This is a genomic window from Brevibacillus sedimenti (genome assembly GCF_020923495.1).
Lineage (GTDB): Bacteria > Bacillota > Bacilli > Brevibacillales > Brevibacillaceae > Brevibacillus > Brevibacillus aydinogluensis.
This window is the reverse complement of record NZ_CP064048.1, coordinates 3,847,540-3,870,588: the sequence shown is the minus strand read 5'-3', so window position 1 is coordinate 3,870,588 and position 23,049 is coordinate 3,847,540. Positions and strand designations below refer to the sequence as shown.

Here is a 23,049-nt window from a genome sequence, read left to right as displayed (position 1 = left end):
AAGTATGCGAAAATTATTGTACATGAGATTCAGAAATGATACAATAAAATTTTACACATATCTTTATCATACTGCTGTGATGATTCGTTACCATGCTAAACAACTGCCGTGGCGTGCAAGCATGTGCCTTCTCCCGGCCAATATGCTGCATGTTAATAGATAGCTGTTCCGGCCTGCTTCAGCTACACTAGAGATGACAGAGCAAATAATTCATGGAGGCTGGAGAGATGAGAAAGGGTGTCTTCTACGCGGTGGGGGCCTATTTGGCCTGGGGACTGCTGCCGCTCTATTGGAAGGTGTTTCAGGAAATGGCCGCGTGGGAGATTCTCGCCCACCGAATTGTCTGGTCCCTCGTTTTTGTTGCCGTACTGCTGTTTGTGACGAAGCGCTGGCTGCAGATGCGAAAGGCGATTTCGACGGCGAAGGAGAGAGGGGCGCTCCTCCTGTGTTCGCTGTTTATCAGCGCCAACTGGCTGATTTTCATCTGGGCGGTCAACAACGGCAACGTGTTGGAAACCAGCCTCGGGTACTACATCAACCCGCTGCTGAACGTGCTTTTTGGCGTCTTGTTCCTCAAAGAGCGGCTGGGAAAGGGGCAGTGGATGGCGATTGCGCTGGCCGCAGCCGGCGTTTCCGTGATGACCGCGCACTACGGCAGGGTACCGTGGGTCGCGATTTCCCTCGCACTGACGTTTGCCTGCTACGGGCTGGTCAAAAAGTTGATAAAAACGGACGCGATCATCAGTCTGGCCTGGGAAACGCTGGTGGTGGCTCCGGTGGCGCTGGGGTACCTGGTGACGCTGCACGTCAGCGGGACGGACACGCTTTCCCACGTGACAGGCTGGCAGATTGCACTGTTGACGCTGTCTGGCGTGGCGACGGCCTTGCCGCTCTTCTGGTTCGCTCAAGCGGCCAAGCTGCTGCCGCTGTCCACGGTGGGGTTTATCCAGTACCTGGCCCCGTCGATCTCGCTGTTCATGGCGGTGTTCCTGTTTGGCGAAACATTTGGCGGCGTTCACCTGGTCAGCTTCGGCTTGATCTGGAGCGCGCTGTTCGTGTACACGGTCAGCTCGATGCGAACAAAACCGGGTTCTGCACAGCAGCAGGTGGAGCTGGCGATCAAAAAGGAAGCGTAACACAAAAAAACTCCAATCTGTCCGAAGCAGCGGACGGATTGGAGTTTTTTGCTGTCAGTTGTGTTGCAGGCTGCGGTACGCGCCGTGATGTGTCGGTCCGACGTATTGATTGAGCGGGAAAGAATGGCGGATCGCTTCGGTGATGAACGCCTTGGCTACCGCTACCGCCTCGCGCACCGATTTGCCTTTGGCAAGCTCCGCACAGATGGCGGCGGAGTAGGTGCAGCCGGCGCCGTGCGTGTAGGTGGTGTTGATCCGCTCGCCTTCCAGAATGTCAAATGTGTGGCCGTCGTACAGGACGTCAATCGCTTTTTCGTGCGCGAGCTTGCCGCCGCCTTTGACCAGCACGTAGGCCGCCCCTTTGTCGTGAATGCGCTTGGCCGCTTCTTTCATGTCGTCGACGGTTTTGAGCGCCCCCATTTGGCTCAACTGACCGGCTTCAAACAGGTTGGGCGTCACGACAGTAGCCCGGGGAACGAGGACGTCGCGCAGGCTGTCGGCCACTTCCGGGTGAAGCACTTCGTCCGCTCCCTTGCAGACGAGCACCGGGTCGACGACGACGTTCTTCAATTGGTATTGGTCGATTTTCCGGGCCGCCAGCTCGATCAGCTCCGTCGTACCCAGCATGCCGGTTTTCACGGCATCGACGCCGATGCCGGAGAGAACCGTTTCCAACTGCTTCTCCAGAGTGCCGAGGTCGATCGGAAACACCTCGTGAAACCAGGAATTGTGCGGATCTTGCGCTACGATTACGGTCAGGGCGGTCATTCCGTAGACGCCCAGCTCCTGAAACGTCTTCAGGTCAGCCTGGATGCCGGCGCCGCCGCTGGTGTCAGATCCTGCGATGGTTAACGCTTTGCGAATCGTCATGGCAGATGTCTCCCTTTTCCAGCCGCAACTGATGGTGCGGTTCGTTTACGTTCTACCTAAATTGAAGTGGAAAACCAGGGCGGTGTCAATACGTTCGTCCCATGAAAAAACGCCTCTCCGGCGGGGAGAAGCGTTTCGATATCGTGGGCGATTTTCTATGTAGGGTTACTTTTTCAGACAGATGCAATGTGATGGAACGAGAAGGTGATCGGAGTGGACATGGCCTTGGCGCGCTTCGAGGCGAGGCGCTTGGCCTCTTTGGCTGCCTCAAACATGCTGGGTGCCTTGATGATTTCAATCCATTGACGTGACGCCGTTTCAAACAAAAACCGATAGATTCTCATCATCTATCCGCCCTCTCTCGTTTTTCTTCACACCTTTATTGTATCAACGAGCAGCATGTATTAGATCACCGCGGTGTTACATTTTCATGAAGAAAGTATTGCGTTTGCGTGAACAAGAAAATATTTACCAAGTCGCGTTACATTTCTCCAGTTACTGCGTCTATAGATAAAGGATGCCAATTTTACACGTATCGACAAACGAGGTGGAAAACGAGATGGCCAACGGAACAGGCGAATTGACGGTGAACGGCGTCAATCACAGCTACGGGACGGGCAAGATCAAGGTGCCCGTGCTGTTCGACATCAATCTGCACGTCGACAAAGGGGAGTTTGTCGCCCTGTGCGGATCGTCCGGATCGGGCAAGTCGACGCTGTTGAACCTGCTGGCCGGTTTGACCAAACCGGACGAGGGGAGGATTTTCGTCAATGGGGAAGAAATCTCCCGCTTGAACGAGAATGAACTGTGTCTGTTTCGCCGCCGGTGCATGGGCTTTATTTTTCAATCGTACAACCTGCTTCCCAACCTGACCGCGCTGGAAAACGTGGAACTGCCGCTGATTTTTGCCGGCGAAAGCCGCAAAAGCAGACGGGCCAAAGCAAAGGAGATGCTGGAACGCGTCGGGTTGGAAGGGCGGATGGACCACAAGCCAAACGAACTGAGCGGCGGGCAGCAGCAGCGGGTCAGCATCGCCCGCGCCCTGGTCAACCAGCCCAGCATTGTGCTTGCCGACGAACCGACCGGGAATCTGGACAGCAAAACCGAGCAGGAAATCTTGGCGTTGATGAAGCGGATGAACCGCGAAAACGGCACGACGTTTATCATCGTCACGCACGAACAGGAAGTGGCGGAACAGTCCGACCGCGTCATCTATCTGCAGGACGGACGGGTCGTGCAAAAACGGACCAAACCGGCATGAGAGAGGGCATGAGGTGAACCTACTGTGAAACTTCTGGATTCGTTTCGCATCGTCTGGCGAAACTTGTGGCGCATGAAGCTGCGCACGGCGCTGACCTCCGTCGGCGTCATGATCGGGACGGCCGCGATTGTGGCGATGATCGCCCTCAGTCTGGGACTGAAGGAAAATGCCGTCAAAAGCCTGGAGAACTTCGGCAACCTGACGGAGCTGGACGTAGAACCGGCGTATTGGAATTACGAAAAGGACGAGCCTATCCCGGACGACCAGCGGAAAAAGCTGAACATGGAAGCAGTGCGGGTGATCAAGGGCATACCCGGCGTGGCGGCGGTCATGCCGATCAAGCGGATACACGGGGAAACCAAGCTGAAAGTGGGCAGGCGAGAAGGGTATGTCGAGGTAGTCGGAGTGGACGTGCACGAATCGGCCGCCTACCGCAAGGATGACGTGGAAAAAGGCAGCTACCTGAGCGGATCGCCGCAGGAAATCGTCGTGGCCTACCGAGTTCCCACCATTTTGCGGGACGTGGAAAAGGAGCGGCGGGAAGCGCGGCGGAGAAGCGCGGACGCCAAACGGGGCGGGGGAATGGAGATCATGCGCCCTGGTTTTAACGGTGGCGATGCCCCCCAATCGTTCAATCTCGTCGACAAGACGGCTACGATCGTGCTGACGCGCGAGTACCGGATCGACGACGAGCCGCACTTCGAAAAGAAAGAAATCCGCGTGAGAGTCGTCGGCCAACTGCGGCAGGACGACAACCACCGCTACGGACACGCGGTCTATGCGCCGCTCAGCCTGGTAAAAGAGATCAACGACTGGCTCAACCGCACCCGGGGCGACGAATTTGGCGATGGAGGCGGCAGCACCCGGCGCAACCGCGAGACTGCGAAGCAGGACAGCTTTGAGTTTGACGAGATGACGGTGAAGGTGGAATCGCGCGAAAAAGTGGAGAGCGTTGTACAGGCGCTAAAGGAGCGCGGGTTTGAAGTCTGGTCGCCGGCTCGCGAACTGGAGCAGATCAACAAGTTCTTCTTCATCATCCAGATCGTGCTGGGCGGAATTGCCGCCGTCTCGCTGTTGGTCGCCACGATCGGCATTGTCAACACGATGATCATGTCCATTCTGGAACGGACCAAGGAAATCGGCATCATGAAGGTGATCGGCGCCACCGTGTACAACATACGCTGGCTGTTCCTGATGGAATCGGGCTTCATCGGATTGATTGGCGGACTGGCCGGCCTCGGCATCGCCTGGGGAGCGGTGGAGCTGGTCAACCACTTTGGAGAAGCGGGCGGCATCATGGACAGCCTCAACATCGGCTTCGGCGGACCCGAGGGAGAGGAGAAACTGCGCCTGGCCATCATTCCGACGTGGCTGTCTCTGTTCGCCATCGGATTTTCGTTTGTCATCGGTTTGCTGGCGGGTATTTTCCCAGCCATCCGCGCCTCCCGGTTGAGCGCGCTGCAAGCGATTCGATCTGATTAAAGAATGTGGGGATAGGGAGTATGAAAAAGAAAACGTGGATCATTCTTTCGGCAGTCATTGTCCTGTTGGGCGGTGGCGGATACGCCGGCTATCACTATCTCGGCTCCAAAGACGCGGCAGCCGAACAGACTCAGGAGGAGCCGCCCTCCTTTCCCACCGCAGTCGTGGACAGGGGGGACGTGAAAAAGACCATTTTTGCCTCTGGTACCGTGGAAGTAAAGGCGCGCGAGGAAGTAAAACCGGAACTGTCCGGCAAGGTGGAGCAGGTCTTCGTGAAAGAAGGGCAGCGCGTGAACAAGGGAGATCCGCTGTTCTCCATCGACAGTTCGGACGCCGCCCTGGAGCTGCAAAAGCAGGAGTTGAGCATCGTCCGCGCCAAGCGGGAATTGAACGATTTGAAAAACCGGAAGGACAAGATTGTCTTTTCCATGGGCGGCAAGGTGAAGGAAGTGCTGGTCAAGGAAGGAGACACGGTGACGCCGGATACCGTGGTCGCCAAACTGGTTGACACCGAACACCTGAAGATTACCGGAAAATTTTCCGCCTTTGAAGCAGAGCACTTCAAGGTGGGCCAAAAGGTGAAAGTGTTTATCTCCTCGTCGATGATCTTTCTCGACGGAACGGTGACCAAGGTCGACCTGGTCGGCAAGAAGGAAAAAGGCGTCGGTGGCGTTCACGACGTGGAAGTGCTGGTGAAAAAGCCGGGAGCTCTGTACGTGGGAGACCTGGGAGAGGTACAGTGGGTCAATCCAAGCGGCGTTCTGTTCGCCAGCCAGGTGGCGACGCCGTTTGAAGACCCGGACGACGTGGAGATTGTGGCCGGCACCCACGGCAAGGTCGGCAAGGTGGAAGTGGAAAACGGCGACGAGGTCAAGGCGGGTCAACTGCTGGCGAAAATGGACATGTCCGCCTCCGAACTGGACCTGAAGGAGAAGGAACTGTCCTTGAAAGAGTCGCTTTTGTCCCTCGAGCAGAAGAAGCGGGAGATCGCGAAAAAGCAGGTGACGGCGCCAATCAGCGGGGTAGTCACCAAGGTGGAGGTCAAACCGGGAGAGACGCCGGACTCCAGCAAGCCGGCTATGGTCATCATGGACAGCAGCGCCGTGTATTTTGTGGCGGGTGTGGATGAAATCGACATTCCGTCCATCAAGGTGGGTCAGACGGCCGAGGTGTACGTGACGGCGTTTGGCAACAAGCCGTTTATCGGCAAGGTCGTGGACGTGCCCAAAGAGGGGACGAAAGAGGACAAGTCGGTGCGCTTCGCGGTGAAAATCGAGCTGACTGATGCCGCTGAGATGAAGCACGGCATGACCGGCGACTGCGACATTTACGTCGAGAAAAAGGAAAACGTGCTCCGGCTGCCGCTGCAGGCGGTCGAAGTGCTGGAGGACGGCAAGGGAACGGTCATGGTGAAGGATCCAAAAACCGGAGAGCCGACGCCAAAAGAAGTGGAGATCGGGATCGAAGGAGCAGAGTTCATCGAAATCAAGAGCGGCCTTGAGGAAGGCGAGGAAGTGCTGATGATGAACGGCGGCGACGTCTTCTAGCACGGCCGCGTCGGCACGCCTCCGGCTCAAATGAAACCCGCCTGCTTGTGCCATTGCGGCAGAGCAGGCGGGTTGTTTGTTTGGACGCCCTGCTGTTCAGCCAATCCGCTTTACGGCAGCGGCCTTTGCTCGGGCGGCTTGATGGCGGCGACCCGGATTCGGCAGTAGTCCAGGACCCAGGAGCCGTCGCGGAACAAGGCGGGACGCAGTCGTTCGGCGATCATCGCGCAGGTTTCGTCTTTTTCCTGCGGAGGCATGTCGGCAAAAAACGGGCCGCAGAATGCATCCAGCCAGTGGCGCAGCCCCTGTTCTCCGTCCGGGAGCTCTGTGGGCCGTTCAAAGTGCTGCGCCAGTTTGACGACAAAGCCCTGCTGTTCCAAAAGCCAGGTGTAGGCGCCGATGCCGGGGAAGTACCAGGGGTTGCAGCTGTCCGCATCGCGCCCCTTGTCTGCCAGGACGGTGCGGATGGCCTGGACGACCCGTTCCACGTTGCCCGCTCCGCCAAATTCGGCCACGAACCGTCCGCCCGGCTTCAGCGCCAGCCACACCTGGCGGATGACCGCTTCCGGCCGCTTCATCCAGTGCAGGGCGGCGTTGGAAAAGACGGCGTCAAACAACTCCTCCGTCACAAACGTCTCGGCGTTGGCGACGAAAAACCGCAGCGCAGGGTATTTGCTCCGCGCCGTGTCAATCATCTCGGCTGACAGGTCCATTCCTGTCGGCACAGCCCCGGCCTTGGCCATCTCGGCACAGAGATCACCTGTTCCGCAGCCCAGGTCGAGAATCGTTTCCCCCGGCTGCGGCTGAAGCCATTCCAGCACGCCTTTGCCAAACCGGGAGACAAAGTCCAGCTTGCTGTCGTACAGCCGTGCGTTCCAGCGGTTCTCTACATGCATGGAAAATCCCTCCTTGGTATCGTTGTACCAGTGGAGGGGTTATTCGTCAAATCTATAAAAATGATGAAATGTATAGTTTTTACCTATTTATGCTCCTATATTCGGTCAAGATACAGCGTGGTTACCGAGGTGGAGTCGCCGTTTTTTATTTCTTCTTCCGTCGCCTTTTCTTCCAACTCGTCCATCTCCATCCCGGGCGCGATGGTCGGTTCGTGCTTCGGATTGCGATTCGGTTTGCGCTCGTCCGTCCGCTTGTCCATCGATCCTGCCTCCTTTCATTTGGGCTGTCCCTAGCGTTTGCCGGCAGCGCCAGCATTATGCCTGTCCCGGCAGCCGCCTTGTGGCGGGATGGTGAAAGCAGTACGATAAAACCAGGGAAAAGATGCCGGATGTCGGCAGGGAGGAGGAACGTATGGAGCCGATTATGCTGCGCGGCCATCATCTGCTGTGCGTTCACGGGTTTCAGGGGATGGGGTACAGCCCCGCGTTTGTCGCCAAAATGGGGGAAATCGTCGAGCGAATCCGCGATCCCCGGCAGGATTTTCCCATCCGGGTGGTGCGGGACTTTGACGACGCGTGCCAGGCGTGTCCCAACAAGGGAGCGGAACGGTGCGAAGCTTCCCCCGATTCGGAAGAGCACGTGCAGACGCTGGACCGAAACGTTCTTACCCATCTGGGCTTGACGGCGGGAGAGGTCTACCTCAAGTCGGAACTGGTGGAGCGCACCCGCCGCCTGGTGGCACCGGACGATCTGGCCTTCCTCTGCGCCGGGTGCTCCTGGTACGAATACGGCGTGTGCCGCGAGGGCATCGCCCGCTTGCGCCAGACAGAGGCCGGCAGGCAGGAGCGGAAAACCGCCCCATAGCCGGAAAGGAGAGAGAAAATCGTGACCGACGAAGAGCGCAGCGTATTGGAAAAGCTGGGGTTCCGGTTGGAGGACGGCGCGGTGAAACATCTCAAGCTGGGGATCGTAGAACGATGTGAGGTCTTTGAGGGATTTGCGTCTCTCGCAGAACTGGAGGCCTTTGCAAAAGCGATGCTGCGCACCCGCTGCCGGTTACGTAAAACGGCCGCACAGCCGGGCAGAGAGGGGCAGACGCGCGGGTAAGGAGATGAGTAGAGTCAGCATGGAGACGAGAGAGATGCTCTTGCGGGCGTTGAACGAAGTGGAAGCGTGGGAACGGGATCAGAAGGACCTGTGGTTCTGGGAAAAGCTGGGCCGGCTGCCATTTGTGCTGTTGGACCGCATTACGCCTGCCGTCGTCAGGGAAAAGCTGGGGACGGCTGTCGATGAAATGGCCGCCTTTTTGGAACAGGGGGGTACCTATCTGGTAAGCGATGAGGCGGTGTATGCGCGGTTTCAGGAGGCCCAGCAGGGTAAGGGACGGCCCAAGCAGGAGGACGTCAAGGGATTGCCGCTGGCCAGCATGGACCAGGTGGCAGCGGAAATAGTGTCATCCCGCGCCGCATTTGCCACGGTGCAGGGAGCGACAACGGGGGTGGGCGGCCTGTTCACCCTGGCGATCGACGTTCCGCTGCTGTTGGGCACCTCGCTCAAGGTGCTGCAGGAGATGGCACTCTGTTACGGATACCGCCCGGAGGAAAAACGGGAGCGGCTGTTCATCGTCAAATGTTTGCAATTTGCCTCTTCCGACATTGTCGGCAAGCGCGCGATCCTGGAGGAGCTCTCCCGCTTTGACGAGCCCGAAAGACAGCGGGATGTCATTGCCCAACTGCAAGGTTGGCGGGAAGTGGTGGTGACGTACACGGAAAACTTTGGATGGAAAAAGCTGTTTCAGATGGTACCGGTGGCGGGCATGCTGTTTGGCGCTTACCTGAACCGCTCCACCGTGCAGGATGTGGCGGAAACGGGCCGGATGCTGTACCGCAAGCGGCGGATTCTGGAGCGGCTGAGGCAGGAAGAAGCCGGAGCCTGACGGGCAGGATGTCCCGTGCGCTCCGGCTTTCCCGCTGCCAGGGCGGCACGGGACTGGCCGCTTTACGCCCACTCCTCGCTCGTGATCGCGAAGATCAGGTGGTCTTCCCAGACGCCGTTGATCTGCAGATACCGAAGCGACAGCCCTTCCCGGCGGAAGCCGGTCTTTTCCAGCACGCGGATGGAGGCCGTGTTGCGCGGCATGACCGCCGCCTGTACGCGGTGCAGTTCGGCTTTGGCAAACGCAAAATCCAGCACCTGCCGGACGGCCTGCGTCATACAGCCGCGTCCGCCACATGACTGGTCGAGAAAGTAGCCGATGGTGGCGTTTTGCCAGGCGCCACGCACGATGTTGGTAAGGTTGACGCGGCCGATCAGCTCGTCGCCTTCACGCAGAAAAACGCCAAATGCGTAGGCGGTACCCGCCGCGAAGTCGCGCTCGGCGGACGCCAGCTGCTCCCGCTGTCCCTCCAGGGTAAAAAACGACGCGGGACGGATCGGTTCAAACGGTTGAAGAAACGCCTGATTGCGAACGCGCAGGTCCAACATGGCCGGTGCGTCATTTGCCGTCAGGGGGCGGATGTACACGCTGGGTGCCTGTGAAGACATGGGGCGGTCCTCCTTATCCTCTTGATAGAATCTGGACCGCCAGTGTATCACGTATGCGTCCTTTTTGAAAAGACGGCTTGGCAGATTGGCCGGAACCGTACGGATGGGGCGCTAGCGCTCTTTTGCTACATCAGCGACTGTGCAAACGAACGTCCGAATTCCCGGCAGGTTTCCTTCTCCTGGGCGGACGGGGACAGTTCCACCTTCAACCCGTTCAACGGGACGTCTGCGCCCAGCGCAGTTACTTTTTCCAGCAGAATGTCGACGGCGGCTCCCACTTTTTCGTAGCCGGAGTCGCAAGAGCCGAATACCGCCGCTTTTTTGCCCCGCAGGTCAAGCCCTTCCATCTCTTCGTAAAAATCCAGAAACTCGTCTGGCAGTTCTCCGTCTCCCCACGTGTAGGCACCAAGCACAATGCCGTCATAGTCGGCCAAATCGGAAGCGGAGCAGTCCAGCACTTCCTTTACCTCCGGTTCGATTCCCGCCGAGCGAATGCCCTCGACGATCGCATCGGCCATCTCCCGGGTGTTTCCTGTCATGCTTGCATAAACGAGAATTATCGTTTTCATAAGCCCTCCGAATAGATAATGGTTATCATTTTCAATTACAAGATAATGAAAATGATTATCGTTGTCAACTATTATGTTTCGCTTCTTCTTCATTCAGATGTTGCCACCCGGGGAGGATTTTGATAGAGTAAAAGGAAATTCCATAACCATTAACAAATAGAGGTGCGCTGCGGAAGAGTACGTCTTGCCATACAAACGCGGGGGGCGTGGAAAGACGGAAAGGCCAAGGCGCCGAAGTTCTGGCCGTACCCCTCGGACGGCGAGGGCTGGGGTTCCCGTGAACAACGGTCGCCCTGTCATGAAAGGCACGGCCTTTCGTGGAGCGCTATTTACGGTTTGCTTTCAGGTATCAAAAAAGCAATGAGGATAGCGTCTGCACTCATTGCTTTTTCTACATTTTCACATACATGTGATGGAGGAGATTCACAGTGAACATGATGGATGCGCATGAAATTATCTCGTTTATTCAAAAAAGCGAAAAGAAAACGCCGGTGAAGGTATACCTGAAAGGGGAGCTGGACGGCATCGACTTCGGCCCAAGCGCCAAAACGTTTATCAGCAACGGCACGGGCGTGGTCTTCGGCGAATGGAAGGAAATCGAGCCGGTGCTGCAACAGCATAAGGATAAAATCGCCGATTACGTGGTGGAAAGCGACCGCCGCAACTCCGCCATTCCGCTGCTGGACACGAAAGGCATCCAGGCGCGCATCGAGCCGGGCGCGATCATCCGCGACCAGGTGAGCATCGGCAACAACGCCGTCATCATGATGGGGGCCGTGATCAACATTGGCGCTGTCATCGGAGAAGGAACGATGATCGACATGAACGTGGTGGTCGGCGGCCGCGGCACTATCGGGAAAAACTGCCACATCGGTGCCGGTGCAGTCATCGCAGGCGTGATCGAACCGCCGTCCGCCCAGCCGGTCGTGATTGAAGACGACGTGGTAGTCGGTGCCAACGCGGTGATTCTGGAAGGCGTTCGCGTCGGCAAAGGTTCCGTCGTGGCTGCCGGTGCGGTCGTCATCGAGGACGTTCCGCCGAACGTGGTCGTGGCTGGCACTCCGGCGCGCATCATCAAGCAGATCGACGAAAAGACACGCTCCAAGACGGAAATCAAGCAGGAGCTGCGGCAACTGTAGGAGCGTGAGTGAGAAGATGGCTACGGACTGGCGTTCACTCGACGAACAGTACATCGTCCCGACGTACAAACGGCTGCCGATCGCAATCGCCAGAGGAGAGGGCAACTATCTGTACGACACCGACGGCCGGGCGTATCTTGACCTGTTTACCGGACTGGCCGTCAATGTTCTCGGCCACTCCCATCCGCGGATTGTCCAGGCGCTCCGGGAGCAGGGCGAGCGGTTTTTGCACATCTCCAACATCTTTCTCAACCCGCCGGCGATCCGGCTGGCACAGCGGCTGATCGACAACACCATCCCCGGCAAGGTCTTTTTCTCCAACTCCGGGGCGGAGGCGACGGAAGCGGCGATCAAGCTGATTCACAAATGGACAAAAGCGGAGGGGGCCGGCCGGTCGGGTATCGCCGTCCTGCGCAACAGTTTCCATGGGCGCACGCTGGGAGCGGTGCGGCTGACGCGGCAGCCCCATGTCTATCAGGATTTTCCCCAGCCTGACTTTCCCGTCTACGAGCTGGATGCAGAAGACGCAGAACAGCTTCGCGCCGTCTGCCGCAGCGAAAAGCCAGCCGCCCTCCTGATGGAGCCGGTGCTCGGCTCCGGCGGTGTGGTGCCGCTTTCCGAAGCGTTTCTGCGGGAAGCGGAGGCGATCTGCCGGGAAGAGGGCGTGCTGTTTGCCATGGATGAAATCCAGACCGGCATGGGACGAACGGGTCGTCTGTTCGCGTATCAGCACGCCGGAGTGACGCCTGATTTGATCCTGTTTGCCAAAGGAGTGGGCGGCGGTCTGCCGCTCGGCGGGGTGATCGCCGGCCAACGGCTGATGAATCTGTTCAAGCCGGGGGATCACGGCACCACCTTTGCGCCCTCGCCGCTCTCCGCCGCGCTGGGCAATGCGGTGCTGGACGAATTGCTCGACCCGGCTTTTTGTGACCAGGTGAGCGACGTGATCGGCTACCTGTGGGGCCGTCTGGAAGAGCTGAGACACCGCCTGCCGGAGCAGCTTCATGCACTGCGCGGCAAAGGGATGATGGTGGGCATTCCGCTGAACGTTACACCCGAAGAAGCGGCCCGGCTGCAGCAAAACCTGCTGGCTGCGGGCTTCCTCGTCGACGTGACGCAAAAGACGATCGTCCGCCTGCTGCCTCCGCTTACCTTGACGCGGGCAGATGTGGACCGGTTTATCGACGAGTTTGCCCGTCAGCTGACGGCGCTCGGCACCGGAAAGGAAGTGTAGAGGGATGACCGATTCTGCGTTTGTGCAGATTCGCCGCGACTTGCATCAAATACCTGAACCCGGTTTTGCGGAGTACAAAACGCAGCGCTACCTGCTGGACTATCTGGAGCGGCTGCCGCAGGAGCGCCTGCAGATCAGGACCTGGCGCACCGGCATTCTCGTCAGGGTGCGCGGGCTTCATCCCAGGCGGACGATCGCCTGGCGGGCGGACATGGATGGTCTGCCGATCCGGGAGGAGACGACCTATCCGTTCCGCTCCAAGCACGAGGGGTACATGCACGCCTGCGGCCACGACATGCACATGGCGATCGGGCTGGGCATTCTGACCCATTTTGTGCACCATCCCGTCGATGACGATCTGCTCTTCGTGTTTCAGCCGGCCGAAGAAGGACCGGGCGGCGCCAAGCCGATGATGGAGAGCGAAGAATTTGCTGAGTGGCGGCCTGACTGCATCTTTGCGCTGCATATCGCGCCGGAGTACCCGGTGGGACACATCGCCACCAAGCCGGGTATCCTGTTTGCCAACACCTCGGAGCTGATGATTGAGCTGACCGGCAAAGGGGGGCACGCGGCCTTTCCCCACAAGGCAAACGACATGGTGGTGGCGGCCAGCCATCTGGTGACGCAGCTGCAGTCGATTGTGGCCCGCAACGTCGATCCGCTCGATGCGGCCGTCGTGACGGTGGGCAAAATCGAAGGGGGCACCCGGCAGAACATCATCGCGGAAACAGCGCGGTTGGAAGGAACAATCCGGACGATGTCGCTGGAGTCGATGGCCCGGGTGAAAAGCCGCATCGAGGCGCTGGTCAAAGGTATCGAAGCGGGTTTCGAGTGCACGGCTGCCATCGATTACGGCTGCGGGTACTGCCAGGTGTACAATCATGAGCTGCTGACGGAGCAGTTCATGGAGTGGGTGGGCACCCAGCGCCCGGACATCACGCCGATTCGCTGCAGCGAAGCGATGACGGGAGAGGACTTCGGCTTTTTCCTGTCAGAAATCCCCGGCTTTTTGTTCTGGCTCGGGGTGAATACCCCCTACGGCCTGCATCATGCAAAGATCGAACCGGACGAGCGGGCGATCGACATCGCAATCAGCCTGGTGACGGACTATCTGACCTGGCTGTCCGGACAGGAGGAATGGCCGATCTGAGCGACCCATTCATCAACCGAAGCCGTAGACAATGTACATCGTCGCATGGAGGGATGGGCCCCGCGTCTCGTTTTGGAGCGGACTTCATCCGCTTCTGTGCTGGGCGTCAAGCGAGCGAGCGGGCCCGATCTCCCATGCGCCTCGGACTTTGTCTGCATGCTGAAGCGACTCCACGCGAGTCGCTTTTTCTTTTATCTGAATAGAGTGTTGATAAGTCCTTCCTCCAGCACGAGATCCGCCTGTGGATATTGTGGATATTGTGAAAAAAGTTTGCGTGGCGACCACAACTATTTGCCGGCTTGGGCGTATAAGTTAATGCAAAAGAAATTGGGAAATTACGCGCTGAGAGAGGCGCAGAACATACTGGAGGATTGTGACATGAAGAAAGCATGGTTGTCTGCCCTGTTGTTGCTGACGATCGCCGGAGTTGGAAGCACGGCCCTGGGCGAAGGCGCGATGCGGGTCTATCTGAGCGGCGAGCGCATCGTCGACAGCTTGCCCGCTTCCACGAGCGCTTCGATGCAGAAACTGGTCAAGCGGATGGGAGGCTTTGTCGAGTACGATCAACGCTCCGGAAAACTGGAGATCGTCAAGCCGAACGTCAATATTCTCGTGCTGGAAGGCATTCAGCAATCCCGCAACAAGAACATCATTTTCAGCAATCCGATCAAAGGGTACAGCGACAAGGACGTGCCCCGGACGTTTAACGTGTTTGTCGAGGTGGATGACGCGCCGGTGACGAAAGACCTGAGGCTGCGCCTGGTGCTGATCGGCCCGGACGGCAAAGAGGTAGACCACGGCAAAGAGTGGAAGTACTCGACGCTGAACGCCAACAGCTTCTACTTCTCCGAACCGTTTGTCTCCACCAAATTGGAACTGTACGGAACGTACAAAGTGCAGCTGCAGATGAAGACAGAGAAGTCCAACGAGTACATCACCGTCGGTGAAAACAGCTTTACCGTCGGACGATAGCCCAATGAGAAAATTGGCTTGGTCGCGTTTCCACATGGCTTGTTGTCATGGTATAATGAGTAACAAATGACGTTTTGCGTCACCCTGATGCAAGTACATGAGAGAAAGGAACGATGGGAGCGAATGGAGACAAATCCCGCGCGGTCATCCACAGACATAGAAGGCCCGAGTATACGGATTGCCTGGAAAGATGAGCATTCGATCCTGGCCCAATGGCACATGACAAAGGAGTTCGAACGGGAAGTGGAGCGGAAATTTGCCATCCCGTTTGCCGAACTGCCATTTGTCCTCCGCCTCTTTGATGTGACAGACCGCAACGAGATCCGCAACGACGGCACCGACCTCTACACTGACTTTGACATTAACCACCGCTCATCGGAGTGGATCCTCTACGGCGTCACACAGGGCTTGCGCTACTGTGTGGATTTGGGGATTCGAATGGTTGATGGCAGATTTTATTCGCTGTCCCGATCTCAACCGATTTGATCAACGTACGCATTAAAACGGCTCTCCACTCGGGAGAGCCTTTTTTTGTCGTCCGGCCGCTCACGGTTTGCGCGGCTGGAAGTACTGGATGCGTTTGTTGAACAGGTGCAGCTCCGCCTTGTATTCGCGGGCCAAATAGCGGCAGAATTCATTTGCCTTGTTCATATCGCCGTGCGTGGCCGACTCCGGCAGGGAGACCTGAATGAAAAACTGCTCCTGGCCGTTCTCCTCGCGGGAGCCCACGCCCACGATGATGGCCTTGTAAAGATTGGGATCCTTGCCTTTCAGCAAAAACCAGGAACCCTTCCCTTCCGGCCGCTCCTCGATCACGTACGGAAAGGCGGCGTCCGCGTAGGTCCACCCCAGTTGTTCCCCCGTTTTTTTCGTCATCTCAATGTATCGCTCAAACTTTGCCTTGACGTCGTCGATGTCTGCTTTCGTGGCTGTGGAACCTTCCACGAAATAGATGTAGGCCGATTTCAGGTTCACGATTGCCGTCACTCCTAGTCCCGGGAATCTCTTGCGATTAGTGTAGCATTTCCTGCCACTCATTGGCAATGCGACATGTTACAAGGAAAATAATTGCGCGTCTTTTCTGAAAAGTGTAAAATAAATATCACATTCATTACAGGAAAGAGAAACAATGATAAAGGATCGTGGAGGAATGGACCCGATGCACGAGGTTTCAATTCGAAACGTTTATGAAGCATTAAACACGATGCGCGCCATTGATGTCGTCAACAAGGAAGACTGGGAACGGGCGGCCAAGGAAGCGGAGCTGGATTCGTCCGTGCAATTGAATATTCTCTGGATCATTTACTGCTACGAAGGCGTCCGCGTGACGCAGATCGCTGAATGGACCTTTTGGCATCCGTCTTCCATCGTCATTCATATCAAAAAGCTGGTGGAAAAAGGGATGGTCTCGATCGAAAAGTCGGAGCTGGACGGGCGCGTGGTGCACGTCTACCCGACGCAGAAGGGACGGGAAGTGATCGAAGCGAGCAGGCGGAACGTACCGTCGATATTTCGGCTCACCTATGCGCTGGAAAAGCTGGAGGAGCGGTACAGTTCGGCCGTTGTGGAACTGTTCTTTGAATGTTTGTCGTTTGTCGCCCAATCGTTGCATGGAGCGGAAAAAGTTCGCTGGATTCAGGAAGGGGAGGACCGCGTTCCCAACCTTCGCCATCTGATCAGCTAGGATCACAGCAGGATTGGTGAGCAAAAGAGGCGGCAGAACACCCAGGCGCTTTTGTGCGGCCACGAGGCTGCTGCGAGGGCAGGGGTGGAAATCTGCCGCTTTTTTTGATATACTGATAAACAATCCGAAAATTTCATCAATTTGCTTTTCGGACATCAATGCTATGAGGAGGGATTGCTGATGGAACGGTTCGACCACTTGTACGACGTTGCGGAGACTGCTCAGGTGCGCTTCTTCGGTGTTGCGACGGAACTTGCACGGCACGACTTTGGGATCGTCTTCACCAACAAGTTTGATGGTAAGCCGCTGGTCATCTGTATGCAGACGGGGCAATCCACTCTTCTCAGTTCGGAGGACGCGGTCAATCCAGAGTACCTGAAAAAGGTTTTTCGGATCGACTGCCAGAATGAAGCAGAAATGCTGTCGCAGTTTTTCCAGGAGTGTTTGCCATCGGTGCCGTTGGAAGATAACCAGTACTGACATCGGGCAGAAGGATTCCTTCTGCCCGTTTTTGTCTTGGGGAGGGAGGAGAATGGACAGCTATTTCCATGCCTGGACGGTCGCCGATCCGGTCGCGGCGGTCGTGCTGGTGCACGGAACTGGCGAGCATCACGGACGCTACAAGCATGTGGCGGCCTTTTTGAATGACCACCGCGTGGATGTATTCAGCGGGGATCTGCCCGGGTGGGGTCGTTCGCCGGGGAAAAAGGGGCACATTGATTCGTTTTCACAGTATCTGGACGCCGTGGAAACCTGGACGGAGCGGGCGCTCAAGGCAGCTGGAGACGAGCGGCCCGTTTTTCTCCTGGGGCACAGCATGGGCGGTCTGGTGGCGGTGCGGTTTGTCCAGCGGTATGAGAAGCGGCGTCAGCTGGCCGGGTTGATGCTCAGTTCGCCCTGCCTGCAGTTGAAGATCGACGTGCCAGTGTGGAAGGCCAGGCTGGCGCAATGGCTGGATCGCGCCATGCCCAGGCTGGTGATGGCAAACGGGATCACGGCGGACATGGTCTCCCGCGATCCGCAGGTGCAGGCGGAATACGTAAACGATCCGTACATCTATTCCAAAGTGAGCGTCCGCTGGTTCCAGGAGCTCAACCGGGCCATGCGGGCCGCCTGGGAAGAGCGGGAGCGGCTTGACCTTCCCGTGCTGGTGCTGCAGGCAGGAGATGACCAACTGGTCGATCCGGACGGAGTGGAACGGTTTGCGTCCGGCTTGCCGGCGGAGGTCACCTTTGTCCGTTTTCCCGGACTGCGCCACGAAGTGCTGAACGAACCCGAGCGGGAGGACGTGCTGCGGCAGATGCTGGAGTGGCTGAAGCGACACGGTGGTCAATGATAAATGTGACATACTAAATTGGCGATATTGTGTGTGTTTTTCGTATTGACTCTCATTAGTATGTCATATTAATATAAAAGTACCATCACATTTTGATGTCACTTTTGGCTGATCTGCGCTTAGGCAGTACGAACGCGGAGGGATTTCGAATATGGGTACGATTGTTTGTCAGAGTTGTGGGACGATTATCGAGCATTTTGAAAGCAACCAGGTGAAAACGCTGTACGGGATCTGCAACTGCGACTGCTGCCCCAGTGAAAAACAGGAACAGGAGTAACATGCAAATAGTTCGTCAGGCGCTTGTTGATAGCGCCTGATTTTTTTTGACATCCATTGCCATATGTCGGATAATTGGTAAAAGAGGGAGAAACGTCACAAAAGGAGGAATCGTTACAATGAAGAGAACCCCCATCCGAGGTTTGTTGGCGGCGGCGCTGCTGGCCACGACCCTGTGGAGCGGGACTCCGGCTTTTGCGTACTACGTAGGGGAAGAAGTCCGCATCGACTCAGGCAATCCGGTCATTTCCAAAGCCGGTTTTGACATTTCCAAGGATTACGCTGTCTGGATCGCAGAGGGCGAAAAAGTTATCACTCTGTATGATCTCGATGAGCATAAAGAAAGCCAAATCGGGGACAAGCAATCTGCCAAATCCCACCTGCGCGTGGATGGCAAGTACGTGTCCTGGATCGATTCCCGTCACGGCGGTTCGGATGTCTACCTGTACGACATCGCAAAGAAAAAGGAAGTGCGCCTGACGGACGGCTCGACAGAAGCGATGGAACTGGAACTGGCCGGAAACTACGTGGCCTGGAGCGGCAAGCATGGCGGAAAATCCGACATTTACCTCTACAATATCAATACCGGGGAAGAAGTCCGGATCTCCACAAGCGGCCAGGCGAGCAAACCGACGGTAAGCCCCTCGTATGTCGCGTGGGAAGACCGTCGAAACGGCAACGTCGACATTTACTACTACGACATCAAGAGCGGACGGGAACGCGCAGCGGTTACCTCGCTCGGCCATCAGACCAATCCCTCGATCTATGATGACCAGATCATTTACCAGGACGAGCGATACGACGACCTGTACGTCTACATGATCGGCCGCGAGCGAAACAAGCGCCTGACGGACGACTCCAACGAGCAGGCATACCCGCATCTGTACGGAGATACATACGTGTATATCGAAGAGGGTGCACTGATGATCGGCGATGTAGACTACGACGATGCGGAGGAGTTGGACGAAGAGGTCTACGACAAGCTGCCGCCGCGCATTTACGGCGATTACGTGATCTTTGCGAAACAAGACGGCGACAAGAAGGTGCATCTCTATCTGTACGACTTGGACGAAGAAGAGTTGGTCCCAATCGGCGGCTTGTCCGGAGAACCGAGCCAACCGGACGGCGATGACCGCTATGTGGTCTACCTCAATGAAAACAAGAAAGCATCTTCGGTGGTTCTGCACGATCTAAAAACGCAGACCAGTTCCGTGATCAGCAAATCCGGTTCGGAGCCGCGCCGTCCCCTGGTCAGCGACCGTTATGTCGTCTGGTATGACGCTGAGGACGAAGCGTTGATCGCGTACGACATTCGCCGCGGTACCCAGAAGAGGGTGACGAGCAGCAAGGACGAACCTTCCGACACGCTGTACGAACTGGACGGCAGCAAGCTGGCGTGGATCGACGATGACCGCGATCTGTACGTAACCGACTTGTCCACGGAGAAAACCGAGGATATTGCAAGGGTGAGCAACCCCAAGGCTGTTGACATTTACGGCAACTACGTGCTGTGGGTAACGGAACGCTCCGGAAAAGACAGCATTTACCTGTACGACCTGGACGATGAGGACGAGACGGAAGTGCGCACCAATGCTGACATTACCGGGGCCAGCGTGGGCGACAACGTCGTGGTGTGGAGTGAATATTCATCCAAAACCAAATCGTACGATCTGTACTATTACGACATTCGCCGGGACCGTACCGATGTGCTCACGCGTTGGACGGACGGGGATCAGATCGAACCGCAGGCGTCCCGCAACCTGGTCCTGTTCAAGGAAAAGCGCGGTTCGCGCAGTAAAGACTTCAGCTACGAGTTGTACGACATTGAAGACGAATCGTACAGCAGGTACTACTGGTCCGATGATGCGGAAATGGATGAGGTTCGCCTGAGCGGCAACCGCGTGGTGTGGATCGATAACCGCGACGGCAATCCGGCCGTGTACACGCTCGCAGTCACAGACCCGCGGGACGATGACGACGACGATGAACCGTCGGGCGATTACCGGGATTACAATTTCCTCAAAGTGCTGGAGGACGACTCGTTCTTCGACATTATTGACGAGAACGACTATGAAGACATCTATTTCGTCTTCTTTGTCGGCACAAAGAACGAAGTGTCCCTGAACTTCCTGGATGCGCTGAGTGACGCCGATCTGTTTTTAGACTTGGTGTATGAATCCGGTCTGGACAACGTTGTCATCCGCGTGTACAAATAATTTTTCAGACAAAACAGGCAGGCTGCGAGGGCGTGGTTCCCTCCTGGCCTGCCTGTTTATGATTATCAAAAAAGCCGCTGCACTCGAGATGAGGCAGCGGCTGTCACTGTCTTTAGCCGGAGATGGCGGCCTGCTGTTTGACCACCTTGACGGTCCGAAGCGTCTCGTCTTCCGGCCCCTGTACCGGGAGACCGACGCGAATGTTTTCCTGAATGTAGGCGATGTTGTCGGCCGTAATCACTTCGCCGGGGAGAAAAATCGGGATGCCCGGCGGGTAGACCATGATGAATTCGGTAATGACGCGGCCCTCCGCTTCCGCCAGCGGAATGACCTCCGTCTCCGCGTAAAACGCGTCGCGCGGCGTCATGGACAGCACGGGGATTCTCGGCAGGACAATTGCCGGCTTTTCCTCCGCCTGCACATGGGCAAATTCCACTGCCAGCTCGCGCAGAGCGTTGACGAGTACCTCAATCGTCTCGTCCGTGTCGCCGGGGGTGATGAGACAGAGCACGTTGTACAGGTCGCTCAATTCCACTTCGATGTTGTACTTGTCCCGCAGCCAGTTTTCCACTTCCCAGCCGGTGATGCCAAGATCCCGCACGTGGATCAGGAGCTTCGTCGGGTCCATTGCATACGTCGCCGGTTTGCCGAGTATTTCCCGGCCGATGCAGTAGATGCGGGGAATCTCGTTGATCATCTTCCGCGCCTTGTCGGCGAGCCGAATCGCTTCGTCCATCATCGCCCGTCCGTTCAGGACCAGATGCTGCCGGGCCATGTCCAGCGACGCCAGCAAAATGTACGATGTGGAAGTGGTGGTCAGCATGCTCATCACCGTTTTCACCCGGTCGATGTCCACGAGTCCTTCCCGCACGTTGAGAATCGAGGTCTGGGTGAGCGACCCGCCCAGCTTGTGTACGCTGGTGGCCGCCATGTCCGCCCCCGCCTGCATCGCGGAAATGGGCAGGTCCTCATGAAAATGGATGTGCACGCCATGGGCCTCGTCCACGAGTACGGGAATGCCGTATTGGTGGGCGATGCGCACAATTTCCCGCAGATCCCCGGCGATGCCGTAATAGGTGGGATTGATCACCAGCAGAGCGGCCGCGTCCGGATGGGTCTGCAGCGCTTTTTGCACGGCCTTGACCGTAATCCCGTGGGAAATCCCCAGGCGTTCGTCCATGGCCGGGTGAATGAATACCGGAACGGCTCCGGCAAAAATAACCGCCGACATGACGGATTTATGCACGTTGCGCGGCACGATGATCTTGTCACCGGGTTTGCAGGTGGCCATGATCATCGCCATGATCGCACCGCTTGTCCCTTGTACGGAAAAGAATGTATGATCAGCGCCGAACGCTTCGGCGGCCAATTCCTGAGCCTCTTTGATCATCGCCTTGGGATGATGCAGATCGTCCAGAGGAGCAATGTTGATGAGGTCAATCGAGAGCGCATTCTCCCCGATAAACTCGCGGAATGCCGGGTGCATGCCCATGCCCTTCTTGTGACCCGGAATGTGAAACTGGATGGGATTTTTTCGGGCGTGCTCCACCAACCCGCTGAACAGAGGAGTTTTCATTTGACTCATACGATCGCCTCGCTTTACCAGAAAGATGAATATGCGAAAATGATGGATGCAACGAAACAAACAAAGTTGAGTATAGCAAAAAGCATCGGGAAAGCAAGCGGATTTTTATTCATGTATGCGTTTACAGGCAGGAGTTTTGCCCCTGCACCGAGAAGTTTTGTGATAAGCGAGGTGAAGAGGATGAAAACGAGAGTAACGGAACTGCTTCACATCCGCTATCCCATCGTCCAGGGGGGATTGGCGTACCTGGCCTACGCCGAGCTGGCTGCAGCCGTCTCCAATGCCGGCGGTCTGGGGCAGATCACGGCAATGTCCCTGCCGTCACCCGAGGCCCTGCGCGAACAGATTCACAAGGTACGAGCGCTGACAGACAAGCCGTTCGGCGTCAATTTTGCCATCGGCCAGCACGGTCGTCCGTACGAACACATGCTGGAGGTCGCGCTGGAGGAGGGCGTCAAGGTCATATCAATCACCGGCGGCAATCCGGAACCGCTGATTCGACGAACCGACGGCCATGACGTGAAAAAGCTGGTGCTCGTCGCCTCCGTGCGGCAGGCGCAAAAGGCGGAAGCGATCGGTGCCGATGCAGTTATGGCTGTGGGTCAGGAGGGCGGCGGCCATTTGGGGCGTGACGACATCGGGACGTTTGTGCTCATTCCCCGCGTCGTGGATTCGGTGAAAATTCCCGTCCTGGCCAGCGGCGGCATTGGTGACGGTCGCGGTCTGCTCGCGGCGATGGCGTTGGGAGCGGACGGCGTGGAGATGGGCACCCGATTCATCGCCACGCAGGAATGCGTGCACGCCCATCCTGCCTATAAGGACGCACTGTTAAAAGGCACAGAGCACGATACGGCCGTCATCAAGCGAACGCTTGGCACACCCGCTCGCGTCGTGCGCACCCCTGGCTCCGACCGAATCCTGCAGCTGGAGCAGGAAGGCGCTGACTACGAACGCTTGAAGCCCTACATCAGCGGCGAGCGCAATCGTACCTTCATCTACGAGGGGAACGCTGAGGAAGGCTTTGGCTGGGCCGGGCAGGTGATCGGCTTGATCCACGATGTGCCGACCGTGCAGGAACTCTTCGAGCGGATGTTCCGGGAGGTGGAGGAAAGACTTGCTGCGCTGCGCGCCAGTGTCGAGCGGGAATAGCC

26 protein-coding genes and 1 riboswitch are annotated in these 23,049 nt (G+C 57.2%); of the genes, 18 read left to right on the top strand and 8 right to left on the bottom strand.

All coding sequences use genetic code 11. The annotated features are described in order from the left end of the window. Positions 1-227: 227 nt before the first annotated feature. Positions 228-1,136 (top strand): EamA family transporter RarD, encoded by a 909-nt coding sequence (gene rarD / locus IRT44_RS18975; RefSeq protein WP_230077196.1) that lies wholly within the window; start codon positions 228-230, stop codon positions 1,134-1,136. Positions 1,137-1,190: 54 nt separating this feature from the next. Here the strand turns inward: rarD and pdxK are convergent, their stop codons facing one another. Together pdxK and IRT44_RS18965 are read right to left on the bottom strand one after the other, a co-directional pair. After that, positions 1,191-2,006, bottom strand: coding sequence for a pyridoxine/pyridoxal/pyridoxamine kinase (gene pdxK / locus IRT44_RS18970; RefSeq protein ID WP_171564447.1), 816 nt, complete (start codon positions 2,004-2,006; stop codon positions 1,191-1,193). 173 nt (positions 2,007-2,179) lie between these two features. After that, on the bottom strand, positions 2,180-2,353 hold the full coding sequence (locus tag IRT44_RS18965) for a hypothetical protein (RefSeq protein ID WP_171564208.1): 174 nt from the start codon (positions 2,351-2,353) through the stop codon (positions 2,180-2,182). A gap of 212 nt (positions 2,354-2,565) precedes the next feature. On the opposite strand from IRT44_RS18965, the gene IRT44_RS18960 reads away from it, so the two are divergent. The 3 genes from IRT44_RS18960 to IRT44_RS18950 are packed head-to-tail and all read left to right on the top strand — an operon-like array spanning position 2,566 to position 6,296. Next, positions 2,566-3,267 (top strand): ABC transporter ATP-binding protein, encoded by a 702-nt coding sequence (locus IRT44_RS18960; protein WP_171564446.1) that lies wholly within the window; start codon positions 2,566-2,568, stop codon positions 3,265-3,267. Between the two features lie 24 nt (positions 3,268-3,291). Then, the gene (locus tag IRT44_RS18955; RefSeq protein WP_171564445.1) at positions 3,292-4,749 is read left to right on the top strand and encodes an ABC transporter permease; all 1,458 of its coding nucleotides are present in this window, start codon (positions 3,292-3,294) and stop codon (positions 4,747-4,749) included. Positions 4,750-4,769: 20 nt separating this feature from the next. Further along, a complete protein-coding gene (locus tag IRT44_RS18950; RefSeq protein ID WP_171564444.1) occupies positions 4,770-6,296 on the top strand; it encodes an efflux RND transporter periplasmic adaptor subunit in 1,527 nt (508 codons plus the stop codon). A 110-nt stretch (positions 6,297-6,406) separates the two neighbouring features. On the opposite strand, the gene IRT44_RS18945 is transcribed toward IRT44_RS18950, so the two are convergent. Beyond that, positions 6,407-7,192, bottom strand: a complete 786-nt coding sequence (locus tag IRT44_RS18945; RefSeq protein WP_171564443.1) for a class I SAM-dependent methyltransferase — start codon at positions 7,190-7,192, stop codon at positions 6,407-6,409. Between the two features lie 95 nt (positions 7,193-7,287). Continuing rightward, positions 7,288-7,452, bottom strand: a complete 165-nt coding sequence (locus tag IRT44_RS18940) for a hypothetical protein (RefSeq protein WP_171564442.1) — start codon at positions 7,450-7,452, stop codon at positions 7,288-7,290. A 152-nt stretch (positions 7,453-7,604) separates the two neighbouring features. On the opposite strand from IRT44_RS18940, the gene IRT44_RS18935 reads away from it, so the two are divergent. The 3 genes from IRT44_RS18935 to IRT44_RS18925 are packed head-to-tail and all read left to right on the top strand — an operon-like array spanning position 7,605 to position 9,129. Beyond that, complete coding sequence (locus tag IRT44_RS18935; protein ID WP_230077195.1) at positions 7,605-8,057, top strand: DUF1284 domain-containing protein; 453 nt, start codon at positions 7,605-7,607, stop codon at positions 8,055-8,057. A gap of 21 nt (positions 8,058-8,078) precedes the next feature. After that, positions 8,079-8,300, top strand: coding sequence for a hypothetical protein (locus IRT44_RS18930; protein WP_171564440.1), 222 nt, complete (start codon positions 8,079-8,081; stop codon positions 8,298-8,300). A 19-nt stretch (positions 8,301-8,319) separates the two neighbouring features. Continuing rightward, a complete protein-coding gene (locus IRT44_RS18925; RefSeq protein WP_171564439.1) occupies positions 8,320-9,129 on the top strand; it encodes an EcsC family protein in 810 nt (269 codons plus the stop codon). A 62-nt stretch (positions 9,130-9,191) separates the two neighbouring features. Here IRT44_RS18925 and IRT44_RS18920 read toward each other — a convergent pair whose 3' ends face one another. Continuing rightward, positions 9,192-9,737 carry a GNAT family N-acetyltransferase gene (locus IRT44_RS18920; RefSeq protein WP_171564438.1) on the bottom strand — a complete coding sequence of 182 codons (546 nt, stop codon included), beginning with the start codon at positions 9,735-9,737 and terminating at the stop codon, positions 9,192-9,194. 125 nt (positions 9,738-9,862) lie between these two features. Beyond that, positions 9,863-10,306 (bottom strand): flavodoxin, encoded by a 444-nt coding sequence (locus tag IRT44_RS18915; protein ID WP_171564437.1) that lies wholly within the window; start codon positions 10,304-10,306, stop codon positions 9,863-9,865. 149 nt (positions 10,307-10,455) lie between these two features. Beyond that, positions 10,456-10,642: riboswitch (Lysine riboswitch) on the top strand. A 92-nt stretch (positions 10,643-10,734) separates the two neighbouring features. Between IRT44_RS18915 and dapD the strand changes: the two genes are divergently transcribed. The 5 genes from dapD (at position 10,735) to IRT44_RS18890 (ending at position 15,287) form a co-directional block, all read left to right on the top strand. Continuing rightward, the gene (gene dapD / locus IRT44_RS18910) at positions 10,735-11,445 is read left to right on the top strand and encodes a 2,3,4,5-tetrahydropyridine-2,6-dicarboxylate N-acetyltransferase (protein ID WP_171564436.1); all 711 of its coding nucleotides are present in this window, start codon (positions 10,735-10,737) and stop codon (positions 11,443-11,445) included. Between the two features lie 16 nt (positions 11,446-11,461). Further along, positions 11,462-12,679: an aspartate aminotransferase family protein gene (locus tag IRT44_RS18905; RefSeq protein WP_230077194.1), complete on the top strand. Its 1,218-nt coding sequence runs from the start codon at positions 11,462-11,464 to the stop codon at positions 12,677-12,679. A gap of 4 nt (positions 12,680-12,683) precedes the next feature. After that, positions 12,684-13,829: an N-acetyldiaminopimelate deacetylase gene (locus IRT44_RS18900; protein ID WP_230077193.1), complete on the top strand. Its 1,146-nt coding sequence runs from the start codon at positions 12,684-12,686 to the stop codon at positions 13,827-13,829. 378 nt (positions 13,830-14,207) lie between these two features. Beyond that, the gene (locus IRT44_RS18895) at positions 14,208-14,801 is read left to right on the top strand and encodes a hypothetical protein (protein ID WP_171564433.1); all 594 of its coding nucleotides are present in this window, start codon (positions 14,208-14,210) and stop codon (positions 14,799-14,801) included. 66 nt (positions 14,802-14,867) lie between these two features. Then, on the top strand, positions 14,868-15,287 hold the full coding sequence (locus IRT44_RS18890; protein ID WP_311837303.1) for a DUF4912 domain-containing protein: 420 nt from the start codon (positions 14,868-14,870) through the stop codon (positions 15,285-15,287). Between the two features lie 60 nt (positions 15,288-15,347). On the opposite strand, the gene IRT44_RS18885 is transcribed toward IRT44_RS18890, so the two are convergent. After that, a complete protein-coding gene (locus IRT44_RS18885) occupies positions 15,348-15,776 on the bottom strand; it encodes a DUF1885 family protein (RefSeq protein WP_171564431.1) in 429 nt (142 codons plus the stop codon). Between the two features lie 184 nt (positions 15,777-15,960). Here IRT44_RS18885 and IRT44_RS18880 point away from each other — a divergent pair, with 184 nt between their 5' ends. The 5 genes from IRT44_RS18880 to IRT44_RS18860 all read left to right on the top strand — a co-directional run bounded on the left by IRT44_RS18880 (position 15,961) and on the right by IRT44_RS18860 (position 20,313). Then, a complete protein-coding gene (locus IRT44_RS18880) occupies positions 15,961-16,485 on the top strand; it encodes a MarR family winged helix-turn-helix transcriptional regulator (protein ID WP_171564430.1) in 525 nt (174 codons plus the stop codon). A 180-nt stretch (positions 16,486-16,665) separates the two neighbouring features. Next, a complete protein-coding gene (locus IRT44_RS18875; RefSeq protein WP_171564429.1) occupies positions 16,666-16,965 on the top strand; it encodes a DUF3055 domain-containing protein in 300 nt (99 codons plus the stop codon). Between the two features lie 52 nt (positions 16,966-17,017). Beyond that, positions 17,018-17,821: an alpha/beta hydrolase gene (locus IRT44_RS18870; RefSeq protein ID WP_171564428.1), complete on the top strand. Its 804-nt coding sequence runs from the start codon at positions 17,018-17,020 to the stop codon at positions 17,819-17,821. 151 nt (positions 17,822-17,972) lie between these two features. Next, positions 17,973-18,098, top strand: coding sequence for a GapA-binding peptide SR1P (locus tag IRT44_RS18865; RefSeq protein WP_171564427.1), 126 nt, complete (start codon positions 17,973-17,975; stop codon positions 18,096-18,098). A 118-nt stretch (positions 18,099-18,216) separates the two neighbouring features. After that, positions 18,217-20,313, top strand: coding sequence for a hypothetical protein (locus tag IRT44_RS18860; protein WP_230077191.1), 2,097 nt, complete (start codon positions 18,217-18,219; stop codon positions 20,311-20,313). Positions 20,314-20,425: 112 nt separating this feature from the next. On the opposite strand, the gene IRT44_RS18855 is transcribed toward IRT44_RS18860, so the two are convergent. Further along, complete coding sequence (locus IRT44_RS18855) at positions 20,426-21,898, bottom strand: aminotransferase class I/II-fold pyridoxal phosphate-dependent enzyme (protein ID WP_171564425.1); 1,473 nt, start codon at positions 21,896-21,898, stop codon at positions 20,426-20,428. A gap of 39 nt (positions 21,899-21,937) precedes the next feature. Between IRT44_RS18855 and IRT44_RS18850 the strand changes: the two genes are divergently transcribed. Then, positions 21,938-23,047 carry an NAD(P)H-dependent flavin oxidoreductase gene (locus tag IRT44_RS18850; protein WP_311837315.1) on the top strand — a complete coding sequence of 370 codons (1,110 nt, stop codon included), beginning with the start codon at positions 21,938-21,940 and terminating at the stop codon, positions 23,045-23,047. Positions 23,048-23,049: the final 2 nt, after the last annotated feature.

Coding starts and splice junctions, on each gene's coding strand:
- IRT44_RS18945 (WP_171564443.1), bottom strand. CDS start 7,192: ATGCATGTAGAGAACCGCTGGAACGCACGGCTGTACGACAGCAAGCTG.
- IRT44_RS18915 (WP_171564437.1), bottom strand. CDS start 10,306: ATGAAAACGATAATTCTCGTTTATGCAAGCATGACAGGAAACACCCGG.
- IRT44_RS18965 (WP_171564208.1), bottom strand. CDS start 2,353: ATGATGAGAATCTATCGGTTTTTGTTTGAAACGGCGTCACGTCAATGG.
- IRT44_RS18900 (WP_230077193.1), top strand. CDS start 12,684: ATGACCGATTCTGCGTTTGTGCAGATTCGCCGCGACTTGCATCAAATA.
- IRT44_RS18870 (WP_171564428.1), top strand. CDS start 17,018: ATGGACAGCTATTTCCATGCCTGGACGGTCGCCGATCCGGTCGCGGCG.
- IRT44_RS18850 (WP_311837315.1), top strand. CDS start 21,938: ATGATGGATGCAACGAAACAAACAAAGTTGAGTATAGCAAAAAGCATC.
- IRT44_RS18865 (WP_171564427.1), top strand. CDS start 17,973: ATGGGTACGATTGTTTGTCAGAGTTGTGGGACGATTATCGAGCATTTT.
- IRT44_RS18880 (WP_171564430.1), top strand. CDS start 15,961: ATGCACGAGGTTTCAATTCGAAACGTTTATGAAGCATTAAACACGATG.
- IRT44_RS18920 (WP_171564438.1), bottom strand. CDS start 9,737: ATGTCTTCACAGGCACCCAGCGTGTACATCCGCCCCCTGACGGCAAAT.
- IRT44_RS18895 (WP_171564433.1), top strand. CDS start 14,208: ATGAAGAAAGCATGGTTGTCTGCCCTGTTGTTGCTGACGATCGCCGGA.
- IRT44_RS18890 (WP_311837303.1), top strand. CDS start 14,868: ATGACGTTTTGCGTCACCCTGATGCAAGTACATGAGAGAAAGGAACGA.
- IRT44_RS18950 (WP_171564444.1), top strand. CDS start 4,770: ATGAAAAAGAAAACGTGGATCATTCTTTCGGCAGTCATTGTCCTGTTG.
- IRT44_RS18940 (WP_171564442.1), bottom strand. CDS start 7,452: ATGGACAAGCGGACGGACGAGCGCAAACCGAATCGCAATCCGAAGCAC.
- IRT44_RS18960 (WP_171564446.1), top strand. CDS start 2,566: ATGGCCAACGGAACAGGCGAATTGACGGTGAACGGCGTCAATCACAGC.
- IRT44_RS18875 (WP_171564429.1), top strand. CDS start 16,666: ATGGAACGGTTCGACCACTTGTACGACGTTGCGGAGACTGCTCAGGTG.
- IRT44_RS18935 (WP_230077195.1), top strand. CDS start 7,605: ATGGAGCCGATTATGCTGCGCGGCCATCATCTGCTGTGCGTTCACGGG.
- rarD (WP_230077196.1), top strand. CDS start 228: ATGAGAAAGGGTGTCTTCTACGCGGTGGGGGCCTATTTGGCCTGGGGA.
- IRT44_RS18855 (WP_171564425.1), bottom strand. CDS start 21,898: ATGAGTCAAATGAAAACTCCTCTGTTCAGCGGGTTGGTGGAGCACGCC.
- IRT44_RS18860 (WP_230077191.1), top strand. CDS start 18,217: ATGAAGAGAACCCCCATCCGAGGTTTGTTGGCGGCGGCGCTGCTGGCC.
- pdxK (WP_171564447.1), bottom strand. CDS start 2,006: ATGACGATTCGCAAAGCGTTAACCATCGCAGGATCTGACACCAGCGGC.
- IRT44_RS18905 (WP_230077194.1), top strand. CDS start 11,462: ATGGCTACGGACTGGCGTTCACTCGACGAACAGTACATCGTCCCGACG.
- IRT44_RS18925 (WP_171564439.1), top strand. CDS start 8,320: ATGGAGACGAGAGAGATGCTCTTGCGGGCGTTGAACGAAGTGGAAGCG.